Here is a 20,192-nt window from a genome sequence, read left to right on the forward strand (position 1 = left end):
CCATCTGGGCGGGGACGTCAGCGAATTTGTTCCGCAGGTGGTCGTCGATCGGCTCCGAGGGCGTCAGAAGCGCTGAGCGGGCGTCATTTCAGTCGATACCCGACGCCGCGCACGGTCACGAAGCGATCGGATCCGAGCTTCCGCCGCAGGTAGCGCATGTAGACCTCGACCACGTTGGATCCGGCGTCGACATTGTGACCCCACACCGCTTCCAGCAGCTCGTCGCGGGACAGCACTCGGCCAGGATTCAGCAGGAACACCTCCACCAAGGAGTACTCACGGGCTGTGAGTTCGACGGTGGCCCCCTCGACTGTCGCCGTGCGATTGCGAACATCCAAGCGGAGGTCGCCATGGCTGAGGTCGCTCGTTGTGGTCGTGGTGTCCTTCTTCAGGCGCAGTTGGATGCGGGCCCGGAGCTCTTCGAAGCTGAACGGTTTGCTCATGTAATCGTCGGCGCCGCTCTGCAGGCCGCTGACGGTGTCATTCACCGAACTGCGCGCGGTGAGGATGATCACCGGGGTCTCCAAGCCTGCGCTCCTCATGTGCTGCAGCACCGTGAAGCCGTCGGTGTCGGGCAGGCCGATGTCCAAGATCACCAGATCTGGGTGTACCTGTTGCATGATCGCGAGCGCGGACGTGCCGGAATTCACCGCTGTGGTGGTGTATCCGTCGGCTGTCAGGCCCTTCGCGAGGAATGAGGCGATCTCCGCCTCATCCTCCACGATCAGGATATGACTCATGTGTGTCCTCCCGGGGGTATGGGAACCTCATCGTAACTGTGGTCCCGGCTCCCAAACGTGACGTCAGATGGAGTGTCCCGCTGTGGGCCTGTGTGATGGAATCCACGATGGCCAGGCCCAACCCCTGTCCTTCCGTGCGTGATGACTGGGCGCCGCGGACATGTCGCTTGGTCACATGAGGCAGGCGCTCCGGAGGGATGCCGATGCCTTCGTCGCGCACCCACAGCCGAACCTCGTCGGCGGTGACGTCTGATCCGAGCGCGATGACCTGACCGGGTTCGGTGAATTTGACCGCATTGCGGGACAGTTCCAGCAACGCCTGCTCGATGCGTCGGGGATCGAGCAGGATCTCGGCGTCGGCGATGTCGTCGAGCACCCAACGACGATCACCGAGGCTCTGTGCCTTCTCGAACGTCGTATCGGTGAGCTCGGCGACATCGGTGGGACGGCGGCGTGCGAAATCGGGCCGACGAGCCTTGGCCAGGGTCATCATGTCATCGACCAGCAGGTTCATGCGGTCAAGTTCGGAGATGGTTCGCTTTTTGGTTGCGGACGCATCTTCAGGGTCATCGGGGTCGAGGATCTCCAAGTGCCCCCGCACGATGGTCAGCGGAGTCCGGAGCTCATGGCTCACATCGTCATAAAATGCCTGCTGATCTTCGAAGGTCTTGGCGAGTCGGTCGAGCATCGCATTGATGTTCCGACCCAGATCGCTGAGGTCGTCGTCACCGCGCACGGGGATTCTGTGGGTCGGTTCGGTGTCGTTGACCCGTTGGACGACGCGCTGCATGACCTGGATGGGGGCGAGAAGGCGTCCGATGGCGAGCCATGCGATGAAGCCGAAAAGGATGATGGAGCCGATCGCGACCCCCACATACGTCCGGTACGAGTCATTGAGCCCCTTGTAGAGCGCTTGTCGATCCTGCGCGAACACCAGCCGTCCGCGTTCATGGCCGACCACCATGTCGGCGGTGACGACGTAGTAGGTGGTCACTTCGGTGGTGATGGTGTGGATGCGCGGGGAACGATCCGGAGCAAGTTCTGAGACCTGTTCGATGAGCGCGGTGTCGCGGCCCAGGTGAAAGCCGGGGGCATTGGTCGATTGGGCGACCACCTGCCCGTCATGCAGGGCCAGAGTTCCCTGGGACGCTGTGGAGATGGTTCCGGCGACGACCCCGTCGAGTGTTGCGTCGAGACTGTGGAACGGTGCCCCGGTGAGGGGATCCCTTCCACGATTGTTGAGCATCTGGGCTGTTTCGTACTGCGTGAACAGGTCCGCATGGGCGGTCTGCTCCAGCCGCTGATGTTCCAAGGAGTAGGCGATGACTCCGGCGAAAGTGACCGCCAGGGTGGCGATGATGATCGTGGTGGCCACGACGCGGGCACGTATCGACCGCCATGCGGCGTTGTGCCGCTTGGGCATGAGACGCCTCCTTGGATTTGGAACACATGCTCTGGTGTGATGGGCGATGCGCTCGCTTCAAGCTGGAGGAACGCTGGCATCTGAGCGGGGGAATTGCTTCCGGGTGTGCAGCGCGCCTATGATAGCGGGTCGGTTGTGGCGCACCCGGCCACTGTGGTGAAGGGACCGTGATGACAACCTCCGATCGTACGGATGCTACCTCCGAGCTCGTTGTGGACACACGCGATCTCGGGCGTCGCCCCGGGGCGATGCGTGAGGTCGTCGAGACCGTCTCGGCACCGGAGGGCTTGGGGAGCTCCATGATCGCAGTGGCACCCACGTCACCGATCCGGCTCGATCTTCGGATCGAGGCGGTGACCGAGGGCGTGCTGGTGTCCGGAGTCGTCCGAGCGACGCTGACCGGGGAGTGTTCCCGCTGCCTCACAGAAGTCTCCGAAGGCGTGGAGATCGATGTGCAGGAGCTGTACATGTACCCGGAGAAGGCCGATCCGGACGATGAGGACGCCAGTGTGATGGAGGGCGAGTGCATCGACCTCGAGCCCCTCGTGCGCGACGAGGTGCTGCTGGACCTGCCGTTCATGCCGTTGTGCCGGGCGGACTGTCTCGGGTTGTGCGCCGAATGCGGTGTCGATCTGAACGATGATCCGGAGCACGAGCATGCCGACCGCACCGACCCCCGGTGGGCCGCCCTGGCCGGGTGGCGTTCCGACGCCGCCGGTGAGGAAGGTCAACCACACGGCTGACAACAGCCGCACCAGGACTCCGGATCACCGATCCGGGCAACGAAGGAGAGAATCGTGGCCGTTCCCAAGCGGAAGATGTCGCGCAGCAACACCCGTCATCGTCGTAGCCAGTACAAGACGCAGGCGCCGACGCTCGTCGTGTGCAGCAACCCGACCTGCCGGGCGAAGATCCTGCCGCACACCGCCTGCACCGAGTGTGGGCAGTACAAGAAGCGCCCCGTCGCCTGATCCCACCTCACGGATCACCGGTGCCGGGATCGGAGCTGACCCACATCTGCAGTGACCTCGGGGTCGAGATCGCCCCCGAGCTCTTGGAGCTTGCCCTGACGCACCGATCGTGGGCCTACGAGAACGGTGGCGTCCCCACCAACGAACGTCTCGAGTTCTTGGGCGACGCGGTCCTGGGCGTGGTGATGACCGATCATCTGTATCGCTCCCACCCGGATGTGGACGAGGGGCATCTGGCCAAACTTCGTGCTGCTGTGGTGAATGCGCGGGCCCTGGCGGATGTGGCCAGAGGGCTCGGGGTCGGCCCCATGATCAAACTGGGGCGTGGTGAGAAATCCACCGGTGGTCATGACAAGGACTCCATCCTTGCAGACACGATGGAGGCCATCATCGGTGCTGTCTATCTTTCGCACGGGATCGAGGGCGCCGGGCTTTTCGTGCATCGTCTTTTCGATCCGGTGGCCGAGCGCGCCGCTGCGCTCGGTGCCGGACTCGATTGGAAGACGTCCCTGCAGGAGATCACGGCTGCTGCTGGACTCGGCGTCCCGCATTATTCGGTGACCGAATCCGGTCCGGACCACGACAAGCGCTTCGAGGCCTGGGCCGTGGTGGCCGATCATCGATGGGGGCCGGGCAAGGGACGTTCGAAGAAACAGGCCGAACAGGAGGCCGCGAGCAAGGGCTTCGAGGCCGTTCAGAAGATCGTGGCCGAACGGGGGCGGTCCGCCGCCGACGAGGCGTGACGTGCCCGAGCTGCCCGAGGTCGAGGTCGTACGTCGCGGCCTGGCGGCCCATCTCCGTGGTCGGTATCTGACCGGTGTCGAGGTTCTCCACCCGCGTGCGGTGCGGCGTCACTCGGCGGGTATCGACGATTTTCAGGCGACGCTCGAAGGGCGCACCTTCGCCGAACCGCGTCGTCGTGGCAAGTATCTGTGGTTGCCGTTCACCGATGGGGACGCCCTTGTCGTCCATCTCGGCATGAGTGGGCAGTTCCGCGTCGACGATGAACCCGCCGATGATCGTCACACGCGCGTGCGTTTCCACCTGGATGACGGGCGACAGGTGCGTTTCGTCGACCAACGAACCTTCGGTGGTGTCCATCTCAGCGTCGAGGGTGCCGAGCTGCCGACCGAGATCGCACACATCGGACGCGACCCCTTCGACCCGGAGTTCGACATCGAGGACGCCATCTCGCGATTCAGGCGGCGACGCAGCGGGGTCAAGCGGGCCCTGTTGGACCAGGCCATCGTGTCGGGCATCGGGAACATCTATGCCGACGAGACACTGTGGCGCTGCCGGATTCACCCCGAGCGAGCTTGTGAACGGCTTTCGCGGCACGCATGGCGGGAGATCATCGACGCCGCCACCGCCGTGATGAAAGAGGCCCTGGCCCAGGGCGGCACCTCGTTCGATGCGTTGTACGTGAACGTGAACGGGGAGTCGGGGTACTTCGAGCGTGGGCTTGCTGCCTATGGGCGCGAGGGTTCGCCATGCCAGCGCTGTGGTGCACTCATCGTCCGGGAGGCGTTCATGAACCGCAGCTCGTTTCGGTGTCCGAGGTGTCAGCGGACGCCACCGGGAACCGGCGCGTTGATTCGCCGACCCCACCAGACGGGGCCTAGGGTGGTGAAATCGTGAAACGCGTCGCTCACTATGTCTTCGTGCGCCAACGGCACAACTGGCTCCAGTTCCTGAAGTTCGGGATCGTGGGCGGCTCTGGCGTCCTTGTGAACCTGTTCGTCATCTTCCTGTGCAACAAGCTTGGGCCGGCCTACCACGGGCCGGCGATTCCCATTCCTGGCACCGATTTCAGTGTTCGCTGGTATCACATCTTCCAGATGCTGGCGTTTCTCGTGGCGAACACATGGAACTATCAGGTGAACCGATCCTGGACGTTTCGGTCGGCCCACCATCGCAGTTGGCTCCGCGAGTTCTTCCCCTTCCTCGCCACCGGGCTGGTGGCGCTGGTGGTGGGTCTCGGCGTGACCACGGCGCTGCTGTGGCACGGGTCCCCGATCTACCTGCGTCAGATCGAGTGGTTGGATGAGAGCACCGGCCTGCGGAACCCCTTGTATTGGGCGAACCTGATCCAGATCGTGGTCACGATGCCGATCAACTACGTGGTGAACAAGCTCTGGACCTTCCGGGCGGTGCGTGGGCTCAAACAGGACCCCGATCATGAGCTTCCGATGGTCGCCTCGGTCGTCGCTCCGGAGGCCGTGGACGAGAGCGGCGAGTTGATGACCACCCAGGAACTCGAGCGCTACATGGCCGAACGCGATGCCGAGGACGCCGAGCATCCCGATGGGCCTGAGCCGGCGGGTGGGGAGCACGAACCGGCCCGAGGGGGCTGAGCTCGATGTACCTCAAGTCGATGACCCTGCGCGGATTCAAGTCCTTTGCCTCGGCCACGACCCTCGAGTTCGAGCCGGGGATCACCTGTGTGGTGGGTCCCAACGGGTCGGGCAAGTCGAATGTGGTGGATGCCCTGGCCTGGGTGATGGGGCAGCAGGCGGCGAAGTCACTGCGTGGCGGCAAGATGGAGGATGTCATCTTCGCCGGAACCTCCGGGCGGGCTGCGTTGGGACGTGCCGAGGTCAGCCTCACGATCGACAACTCCGATGGGGCGCTCCCGATCGAGTACACCGAGGTGACGATCACCCGCACGATGTTCCGCGGTGGTGGTTCGGAGTACCGCATCAATGGCGACAGCGCCCGTCTGCTCGATGTGCAGGAACTGCTCTCGGATTCGGGTATCGGCCGCGAGATGCACGTCATCGTGCAGCAGGGACAGCTCGACGCCATCCTGCAGGCGACCCCCGAGGAGCGGCGGGGTTTCATCGAGGAAGCCGCTGGTGTGCTGAAGCACCGCAAGCGCAAGGAGCGCGCGCTCCGCAAACTCGAATCCACCGAGGGGAACCTCAACCGACTCACCGACCTCGTCGCCGAGATCCGCCGCCAGCTCAAGCCGCTGGGGCGTCAGGCCGAGGTGGCCCGCAAGGCGACGGTCATCCAGGCCGAGGTGCGTGACGCCAGTGCCCGCCTCCTCGCCGATGATCTGGTGCAGGCAAGGCTGGCGTTGGCGTCGGACACCGCCGATGAGGAATCGCTGCAGCAGCGCCGGGCCCAGGTCGAGAGCGATGTGGAGCATGCCCGGAGACTCGAGGCCGAGACCGAGCGGGAGCTCGAGGAAATCCGTCCGGGTCTGGATGCCGCCCATGAGCGTTGGTATGGGCTCCAGGCGCTGGGCGAACGGGTGCGGTCGACCGCTTCGATCGCGCAGGAGCGCGCCCGGACCGCCACCGAACGGAGCCAGGCCAAGCGCACCGGGCGTGACCCCAGACATCTGCGTGCCGAGGCCGATCAGGTGGCCGAGACCGAGGCGACGCTGCGTCAGCAGGTGGAGGCCAGGCAGGCGGAGTTGGATGCGGCGACCGAGCGTCGTGAATCGGCAGAAGAACTGCATCGGGTGGAGGAGCACCGCCTGGCGTCGGTACGCCAGGCGATCGCGGACCGGCGCGAAGGCCTGGCGCGACTGACCGGGCAGGTCAACGCTTTGAAGAGCCGCATCGAGGCCGTGGCGTCCGAGACCGAACGTCTCGAGGCAGCCCGGGACGCCGCACGCGACCGGGCCGAGCAGGCCAACAAGGAGTTCGCTGCGCTGGAGAGTCGCGTCGCCGGTATGGACGCCGGTGAGGTGGATCTGGACGCCGAGTATGAGCAGGCGGCAGCCGAGGCCGAGGCGCTGGAGGAGCGGCTGGCCGGGCTGCGTCGGGAGGATCAGCAGGCGCAGCAGAAGCGTGCGGCAGCGGCTGCGCGCGTCGAGGCTTTGAAACTCGGATTGGAACGCAAGGATGCCGCCGGTGAGCTACTGGCCGCGTCGGACCGGGTGGGCGGCCTGCTGGGGTCGGTGGCCGCGCTCGTGCAGGTGGAGGCGGGCTATGAGGCGGCAGTGGCCGCTGCATTCGGCACTGCGGCCGACGCGGTGGCGGCCGCAGATCTCGATGCGGCGATGGCCGCGGTGCAGATGGCCCGTGATGAGGACTGGGGCCGAGCCGGTTTGTTGCTCGGTGGCGGACCCGATGAGGATGTGGCCGAGTGGCCGAGGCTTCCCGAGCATGCCCGGTATCTGGCGGATGTGGTCTCGTGTGATGACCGGTTGCGTCCGGCGGTGACGCGGGTGCTGCGTCACGTGGTCGTGGTCGATGATCTCACCGATGCCCGTGGGCTGGTGCGGGATCTGCCCGAGGTGACCGCGGTGACCCGGGACGGTGACGTACTCACCACGTGGCTCATGATGGGTGGCTCCGGAGGTGGGCAGTCGCTGATCGAGGCCCAGGCCGCGCTGGAGAAGGCCGAGGGTGAGTTGGTGAACGCCGACCACGCGGTCGAGCGTGTGCGTTTCGCCATGGAGGAGGCCCGGCGGGAGCACGCCGCCGCCGAGGAGCGGGTCGAGGCGGCCGTGGCCCGGCTGCACGAGTCGGATGCACAGATGGCTGCTGTCGCCGAGGAACTCGGCAACCTGAACACGACGGCGCGACAGGCGTCGGCGGAGGCGGCGAAGGCTGAGCAGGACCTCGCAGCGGGTGCCGAGCGTCGTGAGCAGGACGCCCGACGTCTGGAGGAGCTCGAGGAGCGTCTGGCCCGTGCGGGTGAGGACGAGGTCGACGAGGACGACGACCCCGCCGAGCGCGACCGACTCTCCGACGTGGCGCGGCAGGCACGCAGCGAGGAGATGGACATCAGGCTGTCCCTGCGCACGACCGAGGAGCGTTTGCGGGCCGTCGAGGGGCGGGCGGAGTCGCTGCGTCGAGCCGCTGTGGCGGAGGAACAGGCACGAGAGCGTGCCGAGGAGGCCCGCAAGGCGGCGGCTCGGGAGGCGGAACGGGCCCGTGCGGTGGCCAAGGGTGCGGAGTGGTTGTCCACGGCTGTCGCGGCTGCGGCGGCCGACGCCGACGCCGAGCGCGCCGAACTCGAACAGTCGCGCAAGCAGGCCCAGGAGACGGTGAGTGAGGCACGTCGTCGGAGCCGTACCCTGGCCGAGGAACTCCAGCAGCTGGTGGATGCCGCCCATCGTGAGGAGATGGCTCGGGCCCAGCAACGGATGCGCGTGGAAGCGTTGAGCGAGAAGGCGATGGAGGAACTCGGCCTCGAGGCCGATGTGCTCTGTGATGAGTTCGGCCCCGAGGTGCCCGTTCCGGTGTTGACCCGACCTGATGGTTCGGCGTTGACCGAGGACGATGAACAGCCCGACCCGGTGCCGTACGTGCGGGCCGAGCAGGAGAAGCGTCTGCGGAAGGCGCGGAAGAATCTGCAGGTGCTCGGCAAGGTGAACCCGTTGGCGTTGGAGGAGTTCGACGCCATGACCGAGCGGCACGCGTTCCTGGCCGAGCAGCTCGACGATCTGCACCGCACCAGGGCCGATCTCGCCGAGATCATCAAGGAGGTCGACAAGCGGGTCGAGGAGGTCTTCGCCGAGGCCTACCGGGATGTGGAGACCGCGTTCGAGCAGGTGTTCGCGACGTTGTTCCCCGGCGGCGATGGGCGTCTGGTGCTCACCGAACCGGGGGAGTGGCTCACGACCGGCGTGGAGGTCGAGGCCCGCCCGGCGAGCAAGAAGGTCAAGCGGCTGTCGTTGCTGTCCGGCGGTGAACGGTCCCTGGTCGCGGTGGCGTTCCTGGTCTCGTTGTTCATCGCCAGGCCGAGCCCGTTCTACATCCTCGATGAGGTGGAGGCGGCGCTCGATGACACGAACCTGGGGCGTCTGCTGGACATCTACCAGCAGCTCCGTGCCAACTCGCAGTTGCTGGTGATCACGCATCAGAAGCGCACGATGGAGATCGCCGACGCGCTGTATGGCGTCACCATGCGCGGTGACGGGGTGTCGAAGGTGATCTCCCAGCGGCTGGACGGCGACCGCTGAATTTCTCCGAGTCGGCCCGAAATGTCGGTGCCGGACGCTAGCGTGCTTTCCGACGTACGAATCGGGGAAGGCAGGCACATGGTCATGGTCGGAAAACGCTTGACAGGTCTGGGCTCTGGCGCGGTTCGGAAGGCCGCGGTCGCGGGGGTGGTCGCCGCGTCGCTGGCGTTCACCGGGTGCAACCCGCTCGGCGGGGATGAGAAGCCCACCGAGCCTGTACCGCAGGAGTCATCGACGCCAGAACCCACGGTGGAGCCGACACGCGAGGAAGCGGTGGCCCTGGCCGAAGAATCCGGTATGGAATGCGAGGAGGTCGGAGACCCCGACTCGCTGTTGGACATGTGCACCGGCGAGAGTCTGGATTCCATGGGCGGGCCGGCGACATGGGCGGTGATCCATTCGGTCGATGAGGACGTTGATGCCTTCCATGTCCGGATGATCAACGCATTGGATCTTGCCGACCCGCGGGGAGCCGAGAAACTCGAGGCCACACATCAGGGGGCTCAGGATCTGGCGGAATCGCTGGGTGACCTCATCATCGATGCCGAAGCGGGGCCGGCGATGGGAGATCTCGAAGGGTGGGTCGACACCGAGTGGGGCCAATACGGCAACGATCTGGCGGACCCGTCGCATCTGACCGGGGCCGACATCGAAGGCGCCGGATGGACGCCCGACAGCCCGGGCGCCGATGATGCCTGGTTCGCGCGCCGCGCCGATCACACACCCACCACCACCGGTTCATTCGGTCGGTTGACCGAGGACGATCTCCAAACGGTGGCCGAAGCCATGGGCGGCAACACCAAGACGTGTGCCGAGGGAAGCGAATGCACGGTCTCGGAGGGGGAGCAGGCGCTCGCCCATCGCCCCCGGCGCAGTGATTACGACATGGGCGATGACGATCAGGAGTGGAGTGCCGCGCTCGACATGCGCTACTTCGGTGGAGCCTCGCAGGGCGCGGAATCCGGGCACAAGGAGGAGATGGACACCTTCGCGAAGGGCCTCTCGTCGTTGCTGCAGGACCCCGAGCAGAAAGAGCGAGTGGTCCAGGTCGCAGCGGAATTGCATGCGTCACGATTCAGCGATGACATGCGACCGGCGGCCGGCATGGTGCTGCAGGCCAGCCTCGGTGGCGTCACGGCCGTTCCTGCGGAGGCACTGTTCCATCCGCTGGCACGCCCGAGCGCCGAGACCTCCGAGGTGATGACGCCGCTGGCCGACGCCGCAGGGGACGATGAGGCATGGGCCGAAGCCTTGGCGGAACTGGACGCTCAGCCCAGCGGGGAGACGCCCGAGGAGTTCATCTTCCTGGGGTGGACGGATGTGAGTCCGCAGGTTCCCGATGACTTCGGATTTGCATGGTCGGACGGATCGACCCCTCACACCGGTCGATACAGCGGTGGGACGCTGCAGCTCGATCAGTGAAGGGGTCGTTCTGCCGGCCGGGGTGAGATGCCCCGGCCGGTGAGAGTGGTGATGTCGGTCAGTTGAACAGCTTGGCGATGCGAGCCGGCGGCTCGCCCTCGCCGTTGAGCACCTGGGCTGCGTCGGTGAACCAAGCGGCAGCACGGGGATGTTCCTCGTGGCCCATGCCGACCATGCCCATGATGACCACACCTGCGACGAGCGCGGATGCGGCGAGAGCGAGAAGAAGAACGAGAATTCCGATTCCGATACCCATGGGGAACCTCCGGTCGTGGGGAAGAAGGGGAAGGGCGCCGATGACCGGTCGACGCTGATTCCCATGTTAACCACATCGATGTGCTTAACCAACCATCGCATCGTGCAGATCGTGGCACGGGCATCTAGGATGCGGGCGTGGATCCCATCTGGTACATCGTCATCGCAGTCATCGTCGTCGCACTGGTGGGTGTGGGCGTTGGTGTCGGGCTGCGGCAGCGTGCCCTGGAGCAGAAGCGCCGCGCCGAGATCGAGGAACCGACCCCGGAACCGGGTGCGGAAGTCGAACCGGAACCGGGCGAAGAGCCGGCCGAGCCCGCCGAGCCGGTCGAACCGGGTCTCGATGAGCCCGAACCGCCGAAATCGCGTCTGCAACGCCTCCGCGCCCGACTCGCCGGGCAGAACAACGCGCTGTCCCGCGGACTCCTCTCGTTGCTCTCGGCCGACAAGCTCGATGAGGACACCTGGGATGACTTCGAGGCGACGCTCATCAGCTCCGACCTGGGCGTCGGGCCCACCACCGAACTTGTGGACACGCTGCGGACCCGCTTCAAGGTCGAGGGCGTCGATTCGCCGGAGAAGGCACGCGAGATCCTCCGAGAAGAGCTCCTGAAGCTCGTCGACCCGACGTTGGACCGTTCGCTGAACATCCGCTCCGAGGGCGATGACCCCGCCGTCTGCTTGGTGGTCGGCGTCAACGGCACCGGCAAGACCACCACGGTGGGCAAGTTGGCCCGTGTCCTCGTGGCCGAGGACGCCAAGGTCCTGTTGGGTGCGGCCGACACCTTCCGCGCCGCCGCCGCCGAACAGCTCCAGACCTGGGGCGAACGCGTCGGGGTCGACACGGTGCGCGGCGCCGAAGGGTCCGATCCGGCGTCGGTCGCATTCAACGCGGTGGATGCGGGCGTCGAACAGGGCGTCGATTGCGTCATCGTCGACACTGCAGGACGCCTCCACACCAAGACCGGTCTCATGGATGAACTCGGCAAGGTCAAGCGGGTCATCGAGAAGAAGGCCCCGGTCACCGAGGTGTTGCTCGTCATCGATGCCACCACCGGGCAGAACGGTCTGATCCAGGCGCGCATCTTCCGCGAGGTCGTCGATGTGACCGGCATCGTGCTCACCAAGCTCGACGGGTCGGCCAAGGGCGGCATCATCGTGCAGGTGCAGCGTGAACTCGGCGTCCCGGTGAAACTGGTGGGTCTGGGCGAGGGGGCCGATGACCTGGCACCCTTCGATGTCGAAGGATTCGTGGACGCTCTTCTGGAGGAGTGACGGCGTTTACGACCCGCTGTGGTGGGCCACCCGGTAGTATGGCCCGCCGACCGTCTACGTCCGGAGGACCGCTTTGTTCGACACACTGCAGGACCGGCTGGCCGCCACGTTCAAGAACCTGCGTGGCAAGGGCAAGCTGACCGAGGCCGATATCGACGCGACCGCGCGTGAGATCCGCATCGCACTGCTCGAGGCCGACGTCAACCTCGGCGTGGTCAAGGAGTTCATCAAGAACATCAAGGAGCGCTGCCTCGGTGCTGAGGTCTCCGAAGCGCTCAATCCGAGCCAGCAGATCATCAAGATCGTCAACGAGGAACTCGTCGACATCCTCGGTGGTGACACCCGGACGATCCGTTTCGCCAAGAAACCGCCGACGGTCATCATGCTCGCCGGTCTGCAGGGTGCGGGTAAGACGACGCTCGCAGGCAAGCTCGCCCACTGGCTGAAGTCGGAGGGCCACTCGCCGCTGTTGGTCGCGGCTGACCTCCAGCGCCCCAACGCTGTCAACCAGCTCCAGGTGGTCGCTGGGCGCGCCGGCGTCCACTGCTTCGCCCCCGAGCCCGGCAATGGCGTCGGCGATCCGGTGCAGGTGGCGCGTGCATCCATCGACGAGGCCGACCGACGCCTCTACGACGTGGTGATCGTCGACACCGCGGGACGCTTGGGCGTCGATGAAGTGCTGATGCAGCAGGCCGCCGACATCAAGGCCGCGGTCACGCCCGATGAGGTGCTGTTCGTCGTCGACGCCATGATCGGTCAGGACGCGGTCAACACCGCACAGGCCTTCGCCGACGGCGTCGGGTACGACGGTGTGGTCCTCACCAAGCTCGATGGTGACGCCCGCGGTGGTGCGGCGTTGTCGATCGCGCGGGTCATCGGCAAGCCGATCATGTTCGCCTCTTCCGGCGAGGGGATGAAGGACTTCGACGTCTTCCACCCCGAGCGCATGGCCAGCCGCATCCTCGGCATGGGCGACATGCTGACGCTCATCGAGCAGGCCGAGAAGACCTTCGACGAGGAGAAGTCCCGCAAGGCTCACGAGAAGATCGTCACCAAGGGTGGTTCGGGCTTCGGGCTGGGCGACTTCCTCGAGCAGATGAAGATGATCCGCAAGATGGGCCCGCTGTCCAAGCTCTTCGGCATGCTGCCGGGGATGGACGGGGCGATGAAGGATCAGCTCAACAACATCGACGAGAAGGAAGTCGACCGCATCGAGGCGATCATCCTGTCGATGACTCCCGCTGAGCGTGACGATCCGAAGATCCTCAACGGCTCACGGCGCGCACGTATCGCCAAGGGCTCGGGAACCGAGGTGTCGGAGGTCAACAACCTCGTCAACCGTTTCTTCGAGGCGCGCAAGGTCATGTCGTCGTTCGCGAATGGACAGATGCCCGCCGGTATGCCGGGGATGCCCGGTATGCCGCAGGGTGCGTTGCCCGGTGGCGGCGGTGGCGGCTCGAAGAAGCAGCAGCAGAAGAAGCGGAAGAAGAACGCCAAGGGAGTCTCCGGTAACCCGGCCAAGCGCAGGGCTCAGGAGGCCCGCAAGAACCAGCCTGCGGCGAAGGAGCCTGCTTCTGATCCCGCAGCGGCGTTCGGCCACGGTTTCGACCCCAAGCAGTTCGGTGGTGGTTTCGGCGGCCAGAAGCCCGGCGACTTCGACATCCCGCCCGAGCTGGAGAAGATGTTCAAACAGGGCAAGTGACCCCTGGCTCTTGTCGCCGGCGAGGTGACGCAGTGACATCGAGGGTGAGCCGGGGCAGACTGGCACCATGACAGTTGCAACGGAGCCCCTGCACGTGTCCGGCGTCCTGCTTCCCGAGGAGGAATCCCGGGACCTGTGGATCGTCGATGGTCGACTTTCGTTCACCCCGGTGCCGGACGCCCGGACGGTGGCCGAGAACGTGTGGATCATGCCGGGGCTGGCCGATGCCCACTGCCACATCGGGCTGGATATGAACGGTGCCACGCCGATCGACGTCGCCGAGCAGCAGGCGATCGACGAACGCGAGGTCGGCATACTGTTGATCCGCGACGCCGGGTCGCCCAGTGACACGCGATGGGTCGACGACCGGGCCGATCTTCCCCGTATCATCCGCGCCGGACGCCACATCGCCAGGCCCAAGCGGTACATCCGCAATTTCGCGTCCGAGATCGAACCGGAAGACCTCGTCGCGGAGATCGAGACGCAGATCGCTGCGGGTGATGGCTGGATCAAGCTCGTCGGCGACTGGATCGACCGTGAGGTCGGCGACCTCAAGCCCCTGTGGCCCGCCGACGTGCTCAAGGCCGCCGTGGCGCGGACCCACGAGCTCGGGGGCCGCATCACGGTGCACCACTTCGGTGAGGAGGGCGTCGACGAACTCCTCGATGCCGGCGTGGACGGGATCGAACATGGCACGGGGCTGACACCGGACACCATCGCCAGGGCTGTGGAACAACAGGTCGCACTCGTTCCCACGATGATCAACATCGACAACTTCCCGAGCATCGCGGCGAGCGGCGAGGAGAAATATCCCACGTGGGGCAAGCATCTGCGGGCACTGTATGCCAAGAGCGCCGACACGTTCCGGGCCTGTGCCGAGGCGGGAATGACGATGTACGCAGGTACCGATGCCGGTGGCATGGTCCCGCACGGGCTCATCAGCGATGAGATCGCCAAGATGGCCGAGATCGGGGGAGCGGAGTTCGCACTCGGTGCCGCGTCATGGCGTTCCCGTGAATGGTTGGGCGTCGACGGGCTCACCGAGGGGGCCTCTGCCGATCTGGTCTGTTACGACTCCGACCCACGTGAGGACGCGCGCATCATCAAATCCCCGGCCCGCGTGGTGCTGCGGGGTGCTGTGATTCGTTGACGAGGGACTGCTGGGAATTGCTGCGGGTGATGGTTTGATGCTCGTGGGAGATCGCATCGGCGATCACAACCGGTTCGTGGTGTTCCCAGAAACGAAGAACGCCCCACCCCTCCTGCCGAAGGTGGTGCGAGACTTCCAGATCCCTGCGGATGTTCGAGGCGTTCTTCTCTGACCAGAACCCTGCGTTGGCTTTGGGCTTTGCGTAGTGATCCGGACACCCGTGCCAGAAGCATCCATCTATGAAAACTGCCAACCTCTGACGTGGAAATGCGATGTCGATGGTCCGTCGTGGCATTCCGGGGACTTTGAAATGCACACGGTAGCGAAAGCCACGTGCATGGAGAATCCTGCGCACTGCAAGTTCCGGGCGGGTGTCCTTGCCCCGATTGGCCCGCATCGTCTTTCGACTGTTGTCCGAGCTGGCCCATGACATTGCCATGCATGGCAGCATACGGACATGGGAAACCTCGGATCGCAGGAGACGTTGACGGACGTCTACTCGGCGGCAGCAGTGAAGATTGCTCGGAAGGTGGATGTCGTCAGCCCCGCATCGAATCAGCATGAGCTCAATGGCGTCTCGCGGTTCTCGCCGGTCCTGGGTGAGCCGGACATGGGAAGACAGCCCGCGCGATTTGTCTGGCTCGATGATGACGAAGACGAAACGATCGAAGAGGGGACGGTGAACTTCTACGACGCACGTCGTGGCACGAGTCGGACCGAGTACCGCCTCTACTACCCGTCGAGTGTTCGCTTGGTCCGAAAGATGGTGGAGGGGGACGTCATTGTCCTGCTGAAACCTGTCGAGGGTCCGGTCACGTTTGCCGTGGCGCCTCAGGGGTCGTCCACTTTGCTCCAGCTTCTACGGTTGCTCGGTCTGACGACGGAGGATGTGAACCGACTTGACACCGGTCGTGGTTCCTTGGTCTTGGAGAACCTCGATACCGCTCCACCACTCGACCAGGCTTCACGCTCACTGCTGGAACGCTTGGGGCAGCGGGTGGCTGATGAAGAAGACGGGCTGGCCAGCCAACTGTGTGAGCAATTTGGCTTGCGTTTTCCGCCCATGGCCGAATTCAGCGCATATGCGCGAAAGTTCTGCGAGATCGACCCGCGTGATGACTGTGACACCGCGCTCGTGGAGTGGGTGGAGACCGAGGAGCATCTGTTCAAAACACATGAACGATCGATAGTCGAGCTACAGCTGATGCGCCTGTACGAAGGTGAGGTGGACGTCGACGCATTCGTGTCGCTGTCGCTGTCGGTCCAGAACCGGCGCAAGGCCCGAGCAGGAGCCAGTCTGGAGAACCACATGGAGGCGATTCTTGAAGCGCACGACGTGTCGGCGGTCAACAACGGGGTCACGGAGAATCGGTCCCGCCCTGATTTTCTGTTCCCCGATGTGGCCTGCTACGCCGATACTGGTTACCCGAGCGAACTGCTGACAATTCTTGGCGCCAAAACCACATGCAAGGACCGGTGGCGTCAGGTGCTGTCGGAGGCTGCACGCGTCCCGGAGAAACACCTGCTCACCTTGGAAAGCCCCATCTCCGTGCACCAAACAGACGAGATGAAGGCCCACGGGCTGCAGCTTGTCGTCCCTCAGCCTCTCCAACGTTCCTACACGCCCACGCAGCAGACTTGGCTGTGGACGTTGAACGACTTCGTCGCCGAAGTCAAGAAGCGTCAGGAAGCCGCGGTTGCGCGGGGCCTGCTGAACCGGCTGCTCTGATGTGCGGTGCCATGGCCAACGCCACGGCCTCCATGACAGGAACCACCACAGAGTTACCGAACTGCTTGTACGCCTGGGTGTCAGAGACGGGGATGACGAAATTGTCCTTGAACCCCATGAGACGTGCGCACTCACGTGGCGTGAGGCGGCGAGGCGTGCCTGTTCCCTGAGGGATGAGGATTTCGGATCCGTCCTTGTAGTAGCGCGCTGACAAGGTCCTTGTGACAGAACCGTTGTGGGCCAAGCCGAAGCCGAAGCCATTGCCTGCTGCTCGATGCTTTGCGGCGTAGGCCTGCAGGTACTCCCACAGGCGTGGTGTGAGTGTGTACTTCTCGTGGACCCGGTTGGATTCATGGTTGAAGAACCGGCCCTGATCGTGTTCGAGAACCGGTTCCGTGCCGTCTGTGCGATGCAGGATCGATTCGATCGTGGGCCCTTTGGCGGGAAGGTGCACGTCGTTCCACGTGAAGTCACTCCCGTCGCGGAATCCGACGATGAGGATGCGCTCCCGGTGTTGGGGGACGAAGTGCGCTCCATCGATGACCTTGGTGTGCACCTCGTAGCCCAGTTCTTCGCGAAGGGTGTGCTCGATAACGGCGAAGGTCCGGCCACCGTCATGAGATTTCAGATTCTTGACATTCTCCAACAAGAACGCCTTGGGGCGCTTGGCGTCGATGATTCTTGCCACATCGAAGAACAGTGTGCCTTGGGTCGCGTCCTCGAAGCCATGGGCCCGCCCCAAGGACCTCTTCTTGCTCACGCCAGCGATGGAGAACGGCTGGCATGGAAAGCCTGCGAGCAGGACATCATGGTCGGGGACGTCGTCGGCATTCACGGCGGTGATGTCCCCTCGAAACTCGTGACCTTCAAGCAGATCATCGGGGTAGTTGGTGAGGTATGTTTTCTTGGCGAAGTCGTTCCACTCCGAGGAGAAGATGCACTCGCCACCAGCATCCATGAAGCCTTGGCGAATGCCGCCGATCCCGGCGAAGAGGTCGATGAAAGTGAAGTGTGCACCGGGGCGTCCGTTGTCGATGGCGGGGTCGGTCAGGAGATCCCGCAGAGCGGAAGACGCCAGAGCCGGGATCGACAACGGGTCAGCCTTCCAGCGCTTCACCGTTCTGGGACTGCGGCCAAGGGCCTGCGCCACCTCGGGGACTGAGTAACGCGAGAGTGCGGCCTCGAGGTAGAGGGCAGCTGAGCCATCGTCTTTTGCGGGAACCATGGTGGACATTGTGGCACCTTTCTGTCCCCTTCTCGGTGGGGAGCGCCGTTATGCTTCCATGTGGGTCCGACAGATTTCTCGGGGCAGTGGAGTGTTGCGTGTGGAGACCTCGCGTGCTGTGTGACTTGGTCCGGAAAGCCGCCATGTGGCACACTGATCGCTGCGCGTCTGCGTCCCGTGGTGCCCTCTCATCGCCGCGAGGGGCGGACCTCACCGAGCCCCGATGCGGTACCCCACACCGGTTCGCGGTTCACCCAATACTTTCCAACAGGAGAACTCCTCAGTGGCAGTCAAGATTCGTCTGAAGCGTCTCGGTTCCATCCGTAACCCGCACTACCGCATCGTCGTCATGGACTCGCGTCAGAAGCGCGATGGCAAGGCGATCGAAGAGGTCGGCAAGTACCACCCCAAGAACGATCCGTCGTTCATCGAGGTCCAGTCCGAGCGGGTGCAGCACTGGCTGAAGGTCGGCGCGCAGCCGACCGAGGCCGTGGTCGCGATCCTGAAGCGCTCCGGTGACTGGCAGAAGTTCACCGGCGACAAGACGCCCTCGGGTATCGACGAGCAGCCCAGCAAGGCCGATAAGACCGAGCTGTTCAACAAGGCTCTCGCCGACACCGCTGGCGCTCCCACCGTCGAAGCCTTCACCAAGAAGAAGGCCGCTGACGCCGAGAAGGCGGAGAAGGCCGAGGAGGCACCGGCTGAGGACGCTGCGGCCGAGAACGCCGAAGAGTCCGCCGACGCCGAGAACACCGAGGCCTGAGCATGCTGGCCGATGCACTCGAACACCTCGTCCGCGGCATCGTCACCAATCCTGACGATGTGCGGGTGAAGGACAAGGACCTGCGCCGTGGCCGGATGCTCGAGGTGCGTGTGCACCCGTCGGATGTCGGCAAGGTCATCGGCCGTCAGGGACGCACGGCTGCCTCGCTGCGCACCGTTGTGGGCGCTTTGGCCGGCAATGAGCAGGTGCGCGTCGACTTCGTTGATGTGGACCGCCGCCGTCCGCGTGGGCGTCGCTGACGCCTCCTGGCTGACAGAGATCCTGGCCGACAGAGCACGACAACCTGGACGCCCCGGGCCCCTCACGGGCTCGGGGCGTTCGTCCGTGGAGGAGTATGTGATGGGGTCCATTCGAATCGTCGTCGGACGGATCGGGCGTCCGCATGGGGTCCGTGGCGAACTGACCGTGGAACCACGAACCGACGAACCCGAAGTGCGGTTCGCGCAGGGCGCCGAGCTCCACGCAGACCGTCCCGATGGGGACGGCGGTGAGGAACGTGCATGGCGTGTGGCCGGTTCCCGGTGGCACTCCGGTCGGCTGCTCATCCGGTTGGAGGGCGTCGATGATCGCAATGCTGCCGAGGCACTGCGCGGCACGGTGGTCGCCGCAGAGGTGGATGCCGACGCCGAACCCGCCGCGGAGGACGAGTTCTATGACCGGCACCTGATCGGGCTGGAAGTCCGCGTCGATGGGAAAGTGCTCGGCAAAGTCGTCAGCGTCGTGCACGGAGCGCAGGACCTGTTGGAGGTGCGCACCGAATCCGGCCGTCGCCTGGTGCCCTTCGTGGAGGCGCTGGTCCCGGTCGTCGATGTGGCTGCGGGCTACTGCGAGGTCGTGGATCTTCCCGGGCTGCTGCGAGGTGAGCCCGATGAGTGATGCGCAGAAGCGGGAACTGAACATCGACGTGGTGTCGATCTTCCCCGACTACATGGCGCCACTGACGTTGTCGCTCGTGGGCAAGGCCATCGAGTCGGGCATCATCGGCGTCGGGGTGCACGATCTGCGTGACTGGACCCATGACCGGCACCGCACCGTGGACGACACCCCGTACGGCGGTGGTGCAGGCATGGTGATGAAGCCCGAGCCCTGGGGTGAGGCGCTCGATGAGATCGCGTCCGCCCGGACGACGCTGGTGATCCCCACACCGTCCGGGATTCCCTTCACCCAGTCCATCGCACACGAACTCGGGTCGGCAGAACATCTGGTGTTCGCCTGCGGACGCTACGAAGGCATCGACGCCCGTGTTGCAGCCGAAGCGTCGACACGCATGACGGTGCGTGAACTGAGCATCGGCGATTTCGTCCTCAACGGTGGCGAGGTGGCGGCCCTGGTGATGATCGAAGCGATCGTGCGACTGCTCCCGGGCGTCATCGGCAATCCGGAGTCACTCGAGGAGGAGTCCTACGCGGCCGGTACCGATGGACTCCTGGAGTATCCCGTGTACACCAAGCCGCCGAGCTGGCGTGGGCACGAGGTGCCCGAGGTCCTGTTCTCCGGACACCACGCGAAGATCGCGCAGTGGCGTCGCGAACGGTCCCTCGAGGTGACGCGCGAAAGGCGTCCCGACCTGCTGAAGTGACGCCTCATCCGGCT

20 protein-coding genes are annotated in these 20,192 nt (G+C 64.9%); 15 read left to right on the forward strand and 5 right to left on the reverse strand.

Annotated features, from left to right (window positions below):
* Positions 1 to 83: 83 nt before the first annotated feature.
* Both FB460_RS00005 and FB460_RS00010 read right to left on the reverse strand, forming a co-directional pair.
* Positions 84 to 740 (reverse strand): response regulator transcription factor, encoded by a 657-nt coding sequence (locus FB460_RS00005; protein WP_142092114.1) that lies wholly within the window; start codon positions 738 to 740, stop codon positions 84 to 86.
* On the reverse strand, positions 712 to 2,163 hold the full coding sequence (locus tag FB460_RS00010; RefSeq protein WP_142092115.1) for a sensor histidine kinase: 1,452 nt from the start codon (positions 2,161 to 2,163) through the stop codon (positions 712 to 714). The genes FB460_RS00005 and FB460_RS00010 overlap by 29 nt, the downstream gene beginning before the upstream one ends.
* Before the next feature lie 170 nt (positions 2,164 to 2,333).
* Between FB460_RS00010 and FB460_RS00015 the strand changes: the two genes are divergently transcribed.
* The 7 genes from FB460_RS00015 (at position 2,334) to FB460_RS00045 (ending at position 10,479) form a co-directional block, all read left to right on the forward strand.
* On the forward strand, positions 2,334 to 2,906 hold the full coding sequence (locus FB460_RS00015; protein WP_142092116.1) for a YceD family protein: 573 nt from the start codon (positions 2,334 to 2,336) through the stop codon (positions 2,904 to 2,906).
* 54 nt (positions 2,907 to 2,960) lie between these two features.
* Positions 2,961 to 3,134, forward strand: a complete 174-nt coding sequence (gene rpmF, locus FB460_RS00020) for a 50S ribosomal protein L32 (RefSeq protein ID WP_142092117.1) — start codon at positions 2,961 to 2,963, stop codon at positions 3,132 to 3,134.
* A gap of 20 nt (positions 3,135 to 3,154) precedes the next feature.
* Positions 3,155 to 3,877 carry a ribonuclease III gene (rnc, locus tag FB460_RS00025; protein ID WP_142092118.1) on the forward strand — a complete coding sequence of 241 codons (723 nt, stop codon included), beginning with the start codon at positions 3,155 to 3,157 and terminating at the stop codon, positions 3,875 to 3,877.
* Position 3,878: 1 nt separating this feature from the next.
* Entirely contained in the window at positions 3,879 to 4,772 is an 894-nt protein-coding gene (mutM, locus tag FB460_RS00030; RefSeq protein ID WP_142092119.1) for a bifunctional DNA-formamidopyrimidine glycosylase/DNA-(apurinic or apyrimidinic site) lyase, read from the forward strand.
* Positions 4,769 to 5,488 carry a GtrA family protein gene (locus FB460_RS00035; protein WP_142092120.1) on the forward strand — a complete coding sequence of 240 codons (720 nt, stop codon included), beginning with the start codon at positions 4,769 to 4,771 and terminating at the stop codon, positions 5,486 to 5,488. The genes mutM and FB460_RS00035 overlap by 4 nt, the downstream gene beginning before the upstream one ends.
* A 5-nt stretch (positions 5,489 to 5,493) precedes the next feature.
* On the forward strand, positions 5,494 to 9,057 hold the full coding sequence (gene smc, locus FB460_RS00040; RefSeq protein WP_142092121.1) for a chromosome segregation protein SMC: 3,564 nt from the start codon (positions 5,494 to 5,496) through the stop codon (positions 9,055 to 9,057).
* Positions 9,058 to 9,135: 78 nt separating this feature from the next.
* Positions 9,136 to 10,479, forward strand: coding sequence for a hypothetical protein (locus FB460_RS00045; RefSeq protein WP_142092122.1), 1,344 nt, complete (start codon positions 9,136 to 9,138; stop codon positions 10,477 to 10,479).
* Between the two features lie 58 nt (positions 10,480 to 10,537).
* Here the strand turns inward: FB460_RS00045 and FB460_RS00050 are convergent, their stop codons facing one another.
* Complete coding sequence (locus tag FB460_RS00050) at positions 10,538 to 10,735, reverse strand: hypothetical protein (protein ID WP_142092123.1); 198 nt, start codon at positions 10,733 to 10,735, stop codon at positions 10,538 to 10,540.
* A 137-nt stretch (positions 10,736 to 10,872) separates the two neighbouring features.
* On the opposite strand from FB460_RS00050, the gene ftsY reads away from it, so the two are divergent.
* From ftsY to FB460_RS00065, 3 genes are all read left to right on the forward strand, one after another.
* Positions 10,873 to 12,009, forward strand: coding sequence for a signal recognition particle-docking protein FtsY (ftsY, locus tag FB460_RS00055; protein ID WP_142092124.1), 1,137 nt, complete (start codon positions 10,873 to 10,875; stop codon positions 12,007 to 12,009).
* Between the two features lie 73 nt (positions 12,010 to 12,082).
* Positions 12,083 to 13,711, forward strand: coding sequence for a signal recognition particle protein (ffh, locus tag FB460_RS00060; RefSeq protein WP_142092125.1), 1,629 nt, complete (start codon positions 12,083 to 12,085; stop codon positions 13,709 to 13,711).
* Between the two features lie 67 nt (positions 13,712 to 13,778).
* The gene (locus FB460_RS00065; protein ID WP_142092126.1) at positions 13,779 to 14,861 is read left to right on the forward strand and encodes an amidohydrolase family protein; all 1,083 of its coding nucleotides are present in this window, start codon (positions 13,779 to 13,781) and stop codon (positions 14,859 to 14,861) included.
* Here FB460_RS00065 and FB460_RS00070 read toward each other — a convergent pair.
* The gene (locus tag FB460_RS00070) at positions 14,815 to 15,423 is read right to left on the reverse strand and encodes a very short patch repair endonuclease (RefSeq protein ID WP_342775187.1); all 609 of its coding nucleotides are present in this window, start codon (positions 15,421 to 15,423) and stop codon (positions 14,815 to 14,817) included. The two genes, FB460_RS00065 and FB460_RS00070, sit on opposite strands and share 47 nt — an antisense overlap.
* On the opposite strand from FB460_RS00070, the gene FB460_RS00075 reads away from it, so the two are divergent.
* Positions 15,319 to 16,590 carry a type II restriction endonuclease gene (locus FB460_RS00075; RefSeq protein WP_142092127.1) on the forward strand — a complete coding sequence of 424 codons (1,272 nt, stop codon included), beginning with the start codon at positions 15,319 to 15,321 and terminating at the stop codon, positions 16,588 to 16,590. The two genes, FB460_RS00070 and FB460_RS00075, sit on opposite strands and share 105 nt — an antisense overlap.
* On the opposite strand, the gene dcm is transcribed toward FB460_RS00075, so the two are convergent.
* Complete coding sequence (gene dcm, locus FB460_RS00080) at positions 16,535 to 17,824, reverse strand: DNA (cytosine-5-)-methyltransferase (protein WP_170209874.1); 1,290 nt, start codon at positions 17,822 to 17,824, stop codon at positions 16,535 to 16,537. The two genes, FB460_RS00075 and dcm, sit on opposite strands and share 56 nt — an antisense overlap.
* Before the next feature lie 274 nt (positions 17,825 to 18,098).
* Between dcm and rpsP the strand changes: the two genes are divergently transcribed.
* The 4 genes from rpsP to trmD all read left to right on the forward strand — a co-directional run bounded on the left by rpsP (position 18,099) and on the right by trmD (position 20,178).
* Entirely contained in the window at positions 18,099 to 18,578 is a 480-nt protein-coding gene (gene rpsP / locus FB460_RS00085; RefSeq protein ID WP_142092128.1) for a 30S ribosomal protein S16, read from the forward strand.
* A gap of 2 nt (positions 18,579 to 18,580) precedes the next feature.
* Positions 18,581 to 18,838: an RNA-binding protein gene (locus FB460_RS00090; RefSeq protein WP_142092129.1), complete on the forward strand. Its 258-nt coding sequence runs from the start codon at positions 18,581 to 18,583 to the stop codon at positions 18,836 to 18,838.
* Between the two features lie 100 nt (positions 18,839 to 18,938).
* Positions 18,939 to 19,475 (forward strand): ribosome maturation factor RimM, encoded by a 537-nt coding sequence (rimM, locus tag FB460_RS00095; protein ID WP_142092130.1) that lies wholly within the window; start codon positions 18,939 to 18,941, stop codon positions 19,473 to 19,475.
* Positions 19,468 to 20,178, forward strand: a complete 711-nt coding sequence (gene trmD / locus FB460_RS00100) for a tRNA (guanosine(37)-N1)-methyltransferase TrmD (RefSeq protein ID WP_246044180.1) — start codon at positions 19,468 to 19,470, stop codon at positions 20,176 to 20,178. The genes rimM and trmD overlap by 8 nt, the downstream gene beginning before the upstream one ends.
* Positions 20,179 to 20,192: the final 14 nt, after the last annotated feature.

Origin of the sequence: Propioniferax innocua (assembly GCF_006716235.1) — a bacterium.
Taxonomy (GTDB): Bacteria; Actinomycetota; Actinomycetes; order Propionibacteriales; family Propionibacteriaceae; genus Propioniferax; species Propioniferax innocua.